The 12,268-nt window shown below is 69.7% G+C and carries 12 protein-coding genes; 3 read left to right on the top strand and 9 right to left on the bottom strand.

What is annotated here, in order from left to right; translation table 11 throughout:
• Positions 1–319: 319 nt before the first annotated feature.
• The 3 genes from A3CE_RS0139555 to A3CE_RS0139545 form a co-directional block, all read right to left on the bottom strand.
• The gene (locus A3CE_RS0139555; RefSeq protein ID WP_020645638.1) at positions 320–1,765 is read right to left on the bottom strand and encodes an LCP family protein; all 1,446 of its coding nucleotides are present in this window, start codon (positions 1,763–1,765) and stop codon (positions 320–322) included.
• 116 nt (positions 1,766–1,881) lie between these two features.
• Positions 1,882–2,007, bottom strand: a complete 126-nt coding sequence (locus tag A3CE_RS59425) for an MFS transporter small subunit (protein WP_020645637.1) — start codon at positions 2,005–2,007, stop codon at positions 1,882–1,884.
• Positions 2,007–3,362 (bottom strand): L-lactate MFS transporter, encoded by a 1,356-nt coding sequence (locus tag A3CE_RS0139545; RefSeq protein ID WP_020645636.1) that lies wholly within the window; start codon positions 3,360–3,362, stop codon positions 2,007–2,009. The genes A3CE_RS59425 and A3CE_RS0139545 overlap by 1 nt, the downstream gene beginning before the upstream one ends.
• Positions 3,363–3,466: 104 nt before the next feature.
• On the opposite strand from A3CE_RS0139545, the gene fdhD reads away from it, so the two are divergent.
• Positions 3,467–4,291 carry a formate dehydrogenase accessory sulfurtransferase FdhD gene (fdhD, locus tag A3CE_RS0139540; protein ID WP_020645635.1) on the top strand — a complete coding sequence of 275 codons (825 nt, stop codon included), beginning with the start codon at positions 3,467–3,469 and terminating at the stop codon, positions 4,289–4,291.
• Between the two features lie 194 nt (positions 4,292–4,485).
• On the opposite strand, the gene A3CE_RS0139535 is transcribed toward fdhD, so the two are convergent.
• Positions 4,486–5,937: a carotenoid oxygenase family protein gene (locus tag A3CE_RS0139535; protein ID WP_020645634.1), complete on the bottom strand. Its 1,452-nt coding sequence runs from the start codon at positions 5,935–5,937 to the stop codon at positions 4,486–4,488.
• 72 nt (positions 5,938–6,009) lie between these two features.
• Here A3CE_RS0139535 and A3CE_RS0139530 point away from each other — a divergent pair, with 72 nt between their 5' ends.
• Together A3CE_RS0139530 and A3CE_RS0139525 are read left to right on the top strand one after the other, a co-directional pair.
• Positions 6,010–6,717 carry a TetR/AcrR family transcriptional regulator gene (locus tag A3CE_RS0139530; RefSeq protein WP_020645633.1) on the top strand — a complete coding sequence of 236 codons (708 nt, stop codon included), beginning with the start codon at positions 6,010–6,012 and terminating at the stop codon, positions 6,715–6,717.
• Between the two features lie 78 nt (positions 6,718–6,795).
• Positions 6,796–7,749 carry an alpha/beta hydrolase gene (locus A3CE_RS0139525; protein ID WP_020645632.1) on the top strand — a complete coding sequence of 318 codons (954 nt, stop codon included), beginning with the start codon at positions 6,796–6,798 and terminating at the stop codon, positions 7,747–7,749.
• A 28-nt stretch (positions 7,750–7,777) separates the two neighbouring features.
• On the opposite strand, the gene A3CE_RS0139520 is transcribed toward A3CE_RS0139525, so the two are convergent.
• The 5 genes from A3CE_RS0139520 to A3CE_RS0139500 form a co-directional block, all read right to left on the bottom strand.
• Positions 7,778–8,698: an anti-sigma factor RsbA family regulatory protein gene (locus A3CE_RS0139520; protein ID WP_020645631.1), complete on the bottom strand. Its 921-nt coding sequence runs from the start codon at positions 8,696–8,698 to the stop codon at positions 7,778–7,780.
• Positions 8,699–8,751: 53 nt separating this feature from the next.
• Positions 8,752–9,171 (bottom strand): hypothetical protein, encoded by a 420-nt coding sequence (locus A3CE_RS0139515; protein ID WP_020645630.1) that lies wholly within the window; start codon positions 9,169–9,171, stop codon positions 8,752–8,754.
• A 179-nt stretch (positions 9,172–9,350) separates the two neighbouring features.
• Entirely contained in the window at positions 9,351–10,646 is a 1,296-nt protein-coding gene (gene clpX / locus A3CE_RS0139510) for an ATP-dependent Clp protease ATP-binding subunit ClpX (protein WP_020645629.1), read from the bottom strand.
• 233 nt (positions 10,647–10,879) lie between these two features.
• Positions 10,880–11,533 carry an ATP-dependent Clp protease proteolytic subunit gene (locus tag A3CE_RS0139505; protein ID WP_020645628.1) on the bottom strand — a complete coding sequence of 218 codons (654 nt, stop codon included), beginning with the start codon at positions 11,531–11,533 and terminating at the stop codon, positions 10,880–10,882.
• Positions 11,534–11,558: 25 nt separating this feature from the next.
• Entirely contained in the window at positions 11,559–12,164 is a 606-nt protein-coding gene (locus A3CE_RS0139500; protein ID WP_026469306.1) for a ClpP family protease, read from the bottom strand.
• Between the last annotated feature and the right edge of the window lie 104 nt (positions 12,165–12,268).

Here is a 12,268-nt window from a genome sequence, read left to right as displayed (position 1 = left end):
CCGACTGGCATCCGGAAGAGAGAAGGACTGTAGCGAGGACGAGCAAGATCCATCCACCGCGGGTGACGCTGCTGCGCATAAATTCCGGACTTTCCGTATTCCCTGAAATTGTCTTTCCGGAGCGCCCACCGATCGGGTGAACTTCCCGCGCCGTCGCCCGGCACTGCCGCCGACGGTCCCCGCACACTGCCTCACCAGGGTCGCAGCGTCAAGACCACTGACCCGGGTGGTCCACCGTGGTCCAGTGGGCGGGAAAGCCGATCGCGTCCTCGCGGAAATCCGGGCACATTTCTGGGAATCAAACGGAAATGGCGACAGATCAGTTCACGCAGACGACTCCGTTCGAAGTGATCGGCTCGTCCCCGGGGCCCGCGGGCGCGCCGCCGCCACCGGCCACGCCGGGACCGGAGTACACCGTGCCGAGGATCACCTCGATGTGGCCCGCCGGGACCGACGCGGACTCCTGCGTCGCCAGCCCGCCGAGCAGCTTGGCGACCTCGGCGCCGCGCGCGGCGAGGTCCGGGCCGAAGCGCACCAGCGACGTCCGCCGCGAGCCGGTGGTCTTGGGCGTGCCCTGGGTGAACCCGTGCTGCTCCAGGAACCCGCCCACGCGGGCCGCCAGCCCCTCCTTCGGGCTCGCGTTGGAGACGTCGACCGTGACCGGGGCGGCGGCCGGCCTCTTGGGCGCGGCAGTGTTCTTGGGTGCGGCGGAGTTCTTGGGTGCGGCGGAACCGATCAGGCTCGCGGCGAAGGACTTCACCGCAGCCGGGTCCACCTGCACCGCCGTGGCTTTCGGGTTGGCCGGGTCGTACCGGTAGTCGACGTTCGCCACGGGGATCGTCGCGAACTGGATCCCCCCGCCGCTGACTCCGCGCATCTGGGCGACGAAGTCGAGCAGGTTCCACGAATCGTCCAGCACCACCGAGCGCTTCACCGCCTCGATGAGGTCCGAGAGCTTCCCCGGGTCGGCCAGCGTGCCCGCCGACAGCACCTGCCGCGCCAGCCCGGCGAGGAACACCTGCTGGCGCCGCACGCGGGCCAGGTCCGTGCCGGGGAGACCGTCGCGCTGCCGGACGAAGGCGAGTGCGTCCGCACCCGAGATGCGCTGCGGACCGGCCTGGAAGTCCGCGCCCGAGTTCTCGTCCTTCGTGGCTGCCTTCAGGCAGACGTCGACGCCGCCGATGGCCTTGCTGATCTCGTAGAAGCTGAGCAGGTTGACTTCGGCGTAGTGGTCGATCTTCACCCCGGTGAGGTCCTCGACCGCCTGGCGCGTCGCGCGCCGCCCGGCCGTGAGCGCGCCCTGGTCGATCTTCGCCTTGTCGGACTCGCCCGCGGTGCGCAGCCGCCGCGCTTCGGCCGCCTTCGCCCGCCCGAACGCGGAGTTGATCTTCCCCTTCCCGCCCGGCATCGAGACGTAGCTGTCCCGGGGAATGGAGAACGCTTTCACCTCCTTGGTGCCGTTCGGGATCCGCAGCACCATCAGGGTGTCGGTGAGGTCGTCGCCGTTGGCGCCGACCCGCAGCTCGCGCAGCATCTCCGGCGCCAACGGCTTGCCCTGTTGATCGTTCCGGGAGTCCCGCCCGACGAGCAGGATGTCGAGCGAGCCGTCGGCGGGCTGCTCCCCCGGCTTCGTCTCGCCTTCGGCGTCGATGACGCTGTCCCGCGTCACCTCGTCGAGAGCGCGGAGGTTCGCGTAGCCGTACGCCGTACCGCCGAAAACGACCAGGGCCAGCCCGGCGACGACGATCTTCCCCAGTGGATGCACGCCCTACCGACGCCCGCGAACCCCGTTCTGCTGCACGCGTGAGGCAGGTCACAGAAAGCCGTGAAGGCCACCTTCAGGAACTCTGAGTTCCTCAAGGTGGCCTTCACGAACCGGACTCAGCCGAAGAGCTGGACCAGTTTCAGGAACAGCTGGTAGACGCCGTAGCCGAACGGCAGCACGACCCACGCCCACGCCAGCACCATCAGCGGTACGCGGTTCGGCCGCGTTTCCTCCTCCGCCATCACGCCTCACTCCTCGCGGCCGCGCCCGCCGGCACGGGCTCGTGGTACTTCTCCTTGACCGGTCGCACCAGTTCGTTGGCCACGAAGCCGACGACGAGCAGGCCGATCATGATGTAGAACGACATCGTGTACAGGTCCGGACCGGCCTTGTGCGCGGCCTTTTCGCTGTCGGCGATCCGGTTGACGATCAGCGGGCCGAGCACGCCGGCCACCGACCACGCGGTGAGCAGCCTGCCGTGGATCGCGCCGACCTGGTAGCTGCCGAAGAGGTCCTTGAGGTACGCCGGGACCGTCGCGAACCCGCCGCCGTAGAACGACAGGATCACCATCGCGCACAGGATGAACACGAGCTTCGACGAGTTCTGCGTCAGCGCGATCACCAGGTACAGCACCGCGCCGGCGCCGAGGTAGGTGCGGTAGATGTTCCTGCGCCCCACCAGGTCCGAAGTGGACGACCAGACGAACCGGCCGAGCATGTTGCACAGGGACAGCAGCGCAACGAACCCGGCCGCCGACGCCACGCCCACCGGCGTCGACGTGCCCTTGAAGAAGTCCTGGATCATCGGCGACGCCTTCTCCAGGATGCCGATGCCCGCGGTCACGTTGAAGCACAGGACGACCCAGAGGCACCAGAACTGCGGCGTCTTGATCGCATTGGCCGCCGAAACGTTCGCGGTGCTGATCATCGCCGTGCCGTGGTCGGTCTTCGGCTCCCAGCCCGCCGGCTTCCAGCCGTCGGCCGGCACCCGCACGAGCAGCCAGCCCAGAGACATGAACACCGCGTAGACGACGCCGTGCACGAGGAACGCCGTCGCGATGGTGCCCTGCGTCGGCGAGGTGCCGAGCATCGACGACGACCACGGCGACGCGATCAGCGCGCCGCCGCCGAAGCCCATGATCGCGATGCCGGTGGCCATGCCCGGCCGGTCGGGGAACCACTTGATCAGCGTCGACACCGGCGAGATGTAGCCGATGCCCAGGCCGACGCCGCCGATCCCGCCGTAGCCGAGCACGACCAGCCAGAACTGCCCGGTCGCCACGCCGAGCGCGGAAATGAGGAACCCGGTGGCGAAGCAGCACGTCGACACGAACATCGCCCAGCGCGGGCCGTTCTTCTCGACGAGGGTGCCGCCGAACGCGGCGGACAACCCGAGCATCACGATGCCCAGCTGGAACGGCAGCGCGCTCTGCGTGCCGGTCAGGTGAAGCGTTTTCTCCAGTGGCGGTTTGAAGACGCTCCACGCGTAGGCCTGCCCGATCGACAGGTGCACCGAGAGGGCCGCCGGCGGCACGAGCCAGCGCGTCCAGCCTGGGGGTGCCACGGTCCGGGATCGGTCCAGGAAGCCGAGAGCCATCGAGTCCCCTCCGTACTCTGATGAGTGATGGAGGGAATGTATTACCAAAAACCCGGTGTTGCACCATACGAGTGTCAAACTTTCGGGCAGGGAAGGGTGTGCCGATGGGCAGGGTGACCGTGCGCAGGCCGGTACGGCGGATCTCCGCGACCGGGGACCGGCGCCGCCTCGACGCGCTCGCCGCCGAAGAGCCTCTGGAGCTGCGAGTCGGCGGTAAGGCGCTGGCGGTCACCATGCGCACGCCCGGGCACGATGTCGAACTGGCCCACGGCTTCCTGCTGTCCGAGGGCGTGATCGGCGGCCGCGAGGACATCGCGGTCGCCCGCTACTGCGACGGCGTCGACGACCAGGGCCGCAACACCTACAACGTGCTCGACATCGCGCTGGCGGACGGCGTCCCGCCGCCGGACACCGGCGTCGAGCGCAACTTCTACACCACCTCTTCGTGTGGCGTCTGCGGCAAGGCGGCGCTCGACGCGGTCAAGCTCAGCACCCGCTTCTCCCCGGCGGCGGCCGGGTTCGCCGTGAAGAGCGAGACCCTTTCCGGCCTCCCGGACGCGTTGCGCGCCCGGCAGAAGGTGTTCGCCAGCACCGGCGGCCTCCACGCGGCCGCGCTGTTCACCCCGGACGGCGGGATCGATGTCGTCCGCGAGGACGTCGGCCGGCACAACGCGGTCGACAAGGTGCTCGGCTGGGCGGTCCTCGAAGGCCGGATCCCGGCGCCCGGCTACGGCCTCCTGGTGTCCGGGCGCGCGTCGTTCGAACTGGTGCAGAAGGCGGCGATGGCCGGCATCGGGCTGCTGGCCGCGGTGTCCGCGCCGTCGTCACTGGCCGTCGAGCTGGCCGAGGAGAACGGCATGACGCTGGTCGGCTTCCTGCGCGGCGACTCGATGAACCTCTACACCGGCGACCACCGCATCCTGACCTGAGCCCGCCGGCCGGCGCCGTGTCGTCCCCCCAATCACGCGTGTCGACTCCCTGATCACGCGAGTCGTCTCCCTGATCACGCGAGTCGACCCTTCGATCACGGGTGTCCGCGGGCTCGGCGCGCCGAGCGTCGTGTCGGGAAGGTCGACACGCGTGACTGGAGGGTCGACACGCGTGATCAGAGAGTCGACACGGTTCAGGCGGGCACCCAATTGCCGTGGAAGCCGTTCGGCACGCGGTCCGGCAGGTGGATCGCGGCGACGGTCTCCAGCGTGCCCGCGTCGAGCACCGTGAGGTCGCTGCGCTGCGACGCCGGGTCGAAGACGAAGCCCAGCAGGACGCCGTCGTCCTCGGCCGCCTCCTCGTGGCGGGGCACGAAGACGAACTCGCCGGGCTGACGTCCCGCGCCGAACGCGCGCTCGGCGCGCCGGCCGGTCTGCAGGTCGTGCTTGAACAGCGACCCGCTGGGGTTCGCGCCGCCATCGGCCGATATCGCGTAGCCGTAGCGGTGGCGACGGCCGACCAGGCGCTCGTCGACGCGCGGGAACTCCTGGCCGCGGTCGTCGAGCCGCTCCTCCAGCACCTTGCCGGCGGCGAGGTCGACGGTCCAGCGGTCCAGCGTCGGGCCGCCCTCGCCCGGGCCGTGCAGCTCGGTGTCGAACATCTTCGGGTGGCGCACGACGTCGAGCACGACGCTGTCGCCGTCGTCGTAGGCGTTGAGCGGGTGGAAGACGTAGCACGGCTCGACGTCGAACCAGCGGACGTCGCCCCTGCCGCCCTCACGATTGCCGCCCTCGCGGGGCATGACGCCGATCCGCGCCGGGTACTTCGGGTTCCAGCGGTACGGCAGGCCGCCGTTCGCGCCGATCCGGCCGGCCATCATCGCGGTCACCGGGTCCGGCACGCGGACCTTGCCGATCATCGCGGACATCACCAGCTTCGCCGGGGTCCGCAGCGCGGCCGGCACGCCGGCGGAGACCGCCATGCCGGCGTTGAACGTCACCGGCAGGTCGTAGAACACGACGTGGTTTTCGGTCAGCGAGAAGTCGTGCATCATCGGCGACCCGGTGACCTCGACGTCGACCGTGCGGCGAACGCGGCCCCCGGCGTCGATCACCGAGTACTGGACCTTGTTGCCCATGCCGAAGAAGTACGAGACGGCGTGCAGCTCACCGGTGCGCGGGTCGCGCTTGGGGTGGGCGGTGTAGCCGCCCGGCAGCGTCCCGTCGAAGTCGCAGCGGCCGACGGTGTCGAGCTCGTCGGTCAGCTCGTAGATCGGCGCGCCCGCCTCGACCAGGGCAAGGGTCTTGCCCGCGTGGCCGATGACGTTGGTGTTGGCGCCGAGCGCGTCCAGCCCGCAGAACCGGCTCGCGTCCTCGCCGTTCAGCGCCGCCGCGACGGCGGGGTTGCGCACCCACCGGTTCCGGTACCACTCGGCCCTGCCGTCGCGCAGGCGCACGCCGTGGACCATGCCGTCGCCCATGAACCAGTGGTAGGCCGCCGGGTCCACTTCGGACAGCGGGTTGGGGCCGTTGCGCAGGTAACGGCCGTCGAGGAACTCGGGGATCCGTCCGGTGACGGCGAGTTCGGTGATCGTGTGCTCCCGGCTTACCGGGGCGAAGTTTCCTTCGAGGAACTTGTTGCCCATGAGTGACCCCTCGGCAGCTTTATAACTCGGTTATGCCTCCAGGTATAACAGGGTTATGGGATACTGGCAAGCATGAGCCCGAAACCACGCGCGACCGAGGTCAAGGCCCGCCTGGTCGAGGCCGCCATCCGGCTGCTCGACGACGGCGGCCCCGAAACCCTCCAGGCCCGCAAGCTGGCGGCGGAGGTCGGCGTCTCGACGATGGCCGTGTACACGCACTTCGGCGGTATGTCCGGGCTGGTCGACGAGGTCGCGCGCGCCGGCTTCGTGCTGCTCAGCCGGTGGCTGGCCGAGGCCGGGGAGACCGACGACCCGGTGGCGGACATCTTCACGATGGCCCGCACCTACCAGCAGGCAGTCGCCGAGCGGCCGCAGCTGTTCGCGGTGACGTTCGGCCAGACCACGCCCGGCGGCAAGCGGGCGACGCTGTCCGACCTCACCACCGCGGAAGGCCGCGAAGGCGCCCAGGAGGGCCTGGAGGCGTTCGGCCACATCGTCCGGGCGACCGAGCGGGCCATCCAGGCGGGCCGGTTCCGGCCCGCGGACGAGTACCAGGCGGCCGCTCAGCTGTGGAGCGCACTGCACGGGTTCGTCACGCTCGAGGCTTCCGGCCACTTCGGCCCCGGTGAACAGGGCATAGACCACATTTTGGTACCCCTCGGGATCACCCTCGCGGTCGGACTCGGGGACACTGTGGAGCAGGCCGGACGCTCGGCCGAGGCCGCGAAAGCGGCTTGGCGGGCGAAGACCGGAAACGCCGGGCAGGGTGATAACGAATAACCCGGTGAACGGGGCGCGAGGGAACGCGGAGCGGGTGCGCGGCGTCCTTATTCGAGGGGCCAGGGGGACGGAGACAGGGTGAACGAGCAAAACGGGGACGCGGAGCCGGCCGGGGCGGTCGTCGAGGCGGTCCAGGGCGCCCGGCGGTGGCTCAGCCGCCGTTCGGTGCTCATCGCGGGCGCGTCCGGGCTGGCCGTGACCGGCCTCGCCGTGGGGACGGCCACCGGCACGCTGCCGTTCAGCCAGGCCCTGCAGCGGACGCTGGGCGTGACGTCGTCGAACCCGACGACCCAGCTGGGCAGCACCCGCGTCGAGCGCGTCTACTCCGCGGCCCGCGGCCGCATGGTCGACCTCGTGTTCATCCTGCCGTCGAAGACCCCGCCGAAGGGGCTGCCGATGTCGCTCATGCTGCACGGCCTGCACGGCAACGCCCGCAGCGCGGCCCCCACGGGCACGCTCAAGCAGCTCGCCAGCGACGTCGCCCGCAAGGCCGTCCCGGCGTTCGGCTTCGTGGCCGTCGACGGCGGCGACAACTACTGGCACGAGGTCCACCCCGGCGACGACCCGATGGCGATGCTGCTGGAAGAGGTCCCGCAGTGGCTGCGGGCCCGCGGCTTCGCCGGCGACACCGGCCTGCCGTTCGCCTGCACGGGCACGTCGATGGGCGGGTTCGGGGCCCTGGTGTACACGCGCCGCCGGGTCGAGCGGCGCCAGCCGCCGTCCGCCGTCGCGACGCTGGCCCCGGCGCTGATCACGTCGTGGGACGAGATGGCCAAGCGGCACATCTTCACCGGCATCCAGGACTGGACCACGCTCGACCCGCTGCGGCACATCGACGAGACGAAGACCGTGCCCAACGGCATCTGGTGCGGCACGGAGGACTCGTTCATCACCGGCGTCCGCCGCTACATCGAGGCGGCGCACCCGGCGGTCGCCCACACGGCCCACGGCAAGCACGGCGACTCGTTCAACCGGACGGTGGTGCCGAGCGTGATCAGCTTCCTCGGCAAGCACGTCCCCCGCGCCGACTGACCAGGTCTGCCGCGGGGTCGGCCGCCGCTCAGCGGGCGAAGTGGACGCGGGTGGTCGTTCGGCCCGGGACCCAGTACGTGCGGACCAGGTCGGCGAGCCGGTTCACCAGCAGCAGGCCGCGGCCGCCCAGGGTCATCGCCGACGGCGGGATACGGCCGGCCAGCGGCTCGGCGATCGTCCCGCCGTCACTCACCTCGCCGACCACCTGCGACGGGTCCGCCCACAGCCGCAGCACGCCGGTGCCGCCGCCGTAGAGCACGCTGTTCGTCGTCAGCTCGGCGATGGCCAGGGCGAAGTCGTCCCGCCGCGGCCGGCGCAGGCCGTGCCGCGCGGCCCAGATCTCCGCGAACCCGCGCAGCGACCCCAGCTGCCCCAGGTCGAACCGGCGCTCGACGACACCCACCGGCGGCACGAGCGGCCGCGTGAAATCCGCGCGCACGCCGTCGGGATCGAAGCGCGCGCTGATGAACGGCCCGGCGAGGCCCCACAGCTCGGGGTGGGTGCGCTCGGCGTCAGCCAGGACCGGCGGCGGCAGCGCCCCGACGTCGTAGGGGCAAAGCACGGCCAGGTCGTGGCCCGCGAAGGCGTTGTTGATGAGCGCTTCGTGCACCACGCACGCCGGGTATTCGACGTCGGTGCGGCCGGCCCAGATCGGCTCGCCCACGATCCGCACCGGGCCCGCGTGCCCGGCGGCGAAGGCGTGGAGCACCGACGGAAGGATCGCGCCCGGGTTGCGGCCCGCCTGCCGCATGTCGATCAGCCGGACCTCGTTGGCCCGGTCGTCCAGCGCCTTCTCGATGAGCAGCAGGTTGCGGCCGGGAACGGCGGCGGCCACCGGCTCGCCACGGTCGAGGCCTTCGAGGAGGAACGGAACGACACCGTTCAGGTACTCGGTGTCACCGCGATAGAGCAGCGCCGGATGCCGAAACGGCCTGAGGGCAGCTACCACGGAAGCGGCTTACCCCACCGCCCGCCGGTTCAAACCCGTCCGACGGAGGGAACTCACTCCACCCAACGGCCGACGACGGAGATCAGCCAGAAGCCGACCAAGGTCGCGACGGCGAACAGCAGCACCCAGTTGACCAGCTGACGCCGCGCGGTCACCCCACGGGCCTGCCACAGCCCGTAGCCCGCGACGACGAACAACGGGACCGGGATCAGCGGCAACGGCGACAGCCGCGCCACCACGGCCACGACGCACGTACCGGCGAACACGGCCAGCATGCCCATCAGCACGCGGTTCACCCACGGGTACCGGTCGAAGACCGACGCGATCACGCGCTCGCTCAGCTCGCGGAACCCGAGCACCGGCCCGGCCGGGGCGTCCGCGTCTCGAGCGGGCACCGGGACCGGGGGCGGCGGCGCCTGCACGCCGCCGCCGGAGGCGGTGCCCCCGGGACCCGGGAAGGAGTCAGCAGTCATTCAGCTTTCCTGTCGGGTCTCCGGGCCCGTGCGGCCCGGAGAGTGCGCTAGTGCATGGCGACGACCGGCGAAGCCAACCACACCCGAACCCGCCCCGGCCGGCAGGCCCCGCGATCGCGCCGCCCAGGGCGACGCGATCGCGGACGCGGGTTCACCGACAGACACTGTGACGCCCCGTGTCAGGCCGACTTCTCGCCGCGCTCGCTACGCGCGCGCCGCGTCGGCTGCCGGGCCACGATCGTCGGGTTCACGTTCTCCCGGACGGTCTGCTCGGTGATGACGACCTTCGCCACGTCGTCGCGGCTCGGGATGTCGTACATGACCGGCTGCAGCACCTCTTCCATGATGGCCCGCAGCCCGCGAGCACCCGTGCCGCGAAGGACCGCCTGGTCGGCGATGGCCTCGAGCGCGGTCGCGGTGAACTCGAGCTCGACGTTGTCCATCTCGAAGAGCTTCTTGTACTGCTTCACCAGGGCGTTGCGCGGCTGGGTGAGGATGCTGACCAGCGATTCCTTGTCGAGGTGGTTCACCGTCGCCACGACCGGGAGCCGGCCGATGAACTCCGGGATCAGCCCGAACTTGATCAGGTCCTCGGGCATCGTGTCGGAGAAGACGTCGCTCTCCTCGATCTCGGACTTCGTGCGGATCTCCGCGCCGAAGCCGAGGCCGCGCTTGCCGACCCGCTCGTTGATGATCTTCTCCAGCCCGGCGAACGCGCCGGCCACGATGAACAGCACGTTCGTCGTGTCGATCTGGATGAACTCCTGGTGCGGGTGCTTCCGTCCGCCCTGCGGCGGGACCGAGGCGGTGGTGCCCTCGAGGATCTTCAGCAGTGCCTGCTGGACACCCTCGCCGGAGACGTCCCGGGTGATCGAGGGGTTCTCGCTCTTCCGGGCGATCTTGTCGACCTCGTCGATGTAGATGATCCCGGTCTCGGCCCGTTTGACGTCGTAGTCCGCCGCCTGGATGAGCTTGAGCAGGATGTTCTCGACGTCTTCGCCGACGTAACCGGCCTCGGTGAGCGCCGTGGCGTCCGCGATCGCGAACGGCACGTTCAGCAGCTTTGCCAGCGTCTGCGCGAGATAGGTCTTCCCGCAGCCGGTGGGGCCGAGCATCAGGATGTTCGACTTGGCGAGCTCGACCGACTCCTCCTTGGAGTCCTTCGGGCCGGCCTTGTCGTCCGCCTGGATCCGCTTGTAGTGGTTGTAGACCGCTACCGCGAGGGTCCGCTTGGCGTCTTCCTGGCCGATGATGTACTGCTCGAGGAACTCGTGGATGTCGGCGGGCTTGGGCAGCTCGTCGAGCTTGACGTCGCCGGCCTCGGCCAGCTCCTCCTCGATGATCTCATTGCAGAGGTCGATGCACTCATCGCAGATGTAGACCCCGGGGCCGGCAATGAGCTTCTTCACCTGCTTTTGGCTCTTCCCGCAGAAAGAACACTTCAGCAGGTCTCCGCCGTCACCGATCCGTGCCATGGCCGTTGACCTCGTCCCCTCCGGCGCGGGTTTCCACGCCTGACTGTGTTGCGACGGTGCGACCCTGCCGCACGTGTGGATGCGAGCGGGGTCTCACGCATTGCCACTGACGGTACCCGTCCGATGCCGTGAGCGGGAACACCCACGAGCTTCCGGGAGCACGTCAGAGGACGACCCTAAACCAGGATGCCGGTGTATGTCGTCTTCTCGACACACACCGGCCCGGCGGATCGCTAGAGAGCCGACGCCTTGCGGTAGGGCAGCACCTCGTCGATGATGCCGTACGCCTTGGCCTCTTCGGCGGTCAGGATCTTGTCCCGCTCGATGTCGGCCTTGATCTGGTCGGGGTCCTTGTTCGTGTGCTTGGCCAGGATGACCTCCATCTGGCGCCGCACCCGCTGGATCTCGTTCGCCTGGATCTCCAGGTCGGAGACCTGGCCGTAGGTGCCCTCGGTGGCCGGCTGGTGGATCAGCACGCGCGAGTTCGGCAGCGCGTAGCGCTTGCCCGGCGTGCCGGCCGCCAGCAGCACCGCGGCGGCCGAGGCGGCCTGGCCGAGGCAGTACGTCTGGATGTCCGGGCGGACGAACTGCATGGTGTCGTAGATCGCCATCAGCGAGGTGAACGAGCCACCCGGCGAGTTGATGTAGACCAGGATGTCGCGGTCCGGGTCCTCGTGCTCGAGGTGCAGCAGCTGGGCCATCACGTCGTTGGCCGAGGCGTCGTCCACCTGCACGCCGAGGAAGATGACCCGCTCTTCGTACAGCTTGTTGTACGGGTTCGACTCCTTGACGCCGTAGCTGGTCCGCTCCACGTACGACGGCAGGATGTACCGCGACTGGGGGATGCTCGGGCCCTGGAAGTCACCCGGGAGCCTGAAGTTGCTCATCGAAAGTCTCCTTGGTGCTTCGGGCTCAGCGGGAGCCCGGGCGGGCGATGTCGGCGGTGAGGACGTGGTCCACGAACCCGTAGTCCTTCGCCTCCTGGGCGGTGAACCAGCGGTCGCGGTCGCCGTCCGCGATGATCTGCTCGACCGTCTGCCCGGTCTGGTCCGCGGTGATCCGGGCCAGCTCCTGCTTCCACTTGTTGAACAGGTCGGCCTGGATCGCGATGTCCGACGCCGTGCCGCCGACACCGGCCGACGGCTGGTGCATCAGGATCCGCGCGTGCGGCAGCGAGTACCGCTTGCCGGGCGTGCCCGAGGACAGCAGGAACTGCCCCATCGAGGCCGCCATGCCCATCGCGTAGGTCGCGACGTCCGGGCGGATCAGCTGCATCGTGTCGTAGATGGCGAACCCGGCGGTGACCGAGCCACCCGGCGAGTTGATGTAGAAACGGATGTCGGACTCGGCGTCGTCCGCGTCGAGCAGCAACAGCTGCGCGGTGATCCGGTTGGCGATCTCGTCGTTGACCTCGGAGCCGAGGACGACGATGCGCTCCTGGAGCAACCGCTCGAACACCGAGTCGGTGAGGGTGAGCCCTGCGGTACCGGTCCGCGCCTCGGGCGTGTGCTGCGTCACGTCTGCCTGCCTTTTCGCCGGCGGCGGCCCGGTGTTGACGGCCACCGCTGTCGTTTCAGATGCTTGAGATCTTGTAACCGACCCTAACGAACTTGGGCGGCGCG

Source organism: Amycolatopsis balhimycina FH 1894, from assembly GCF_000384295.1.
Classification (GTDB): Bacteria; Actinomycetota; Actinomycetes; order Mycobacteriales; family Pseudonocardiaceae; genus Amycolatopsis; species Amycolatopsis balhimycina.
This window is presented reverse-complemented; position numbering and strand designations above follow the sequence as displayed.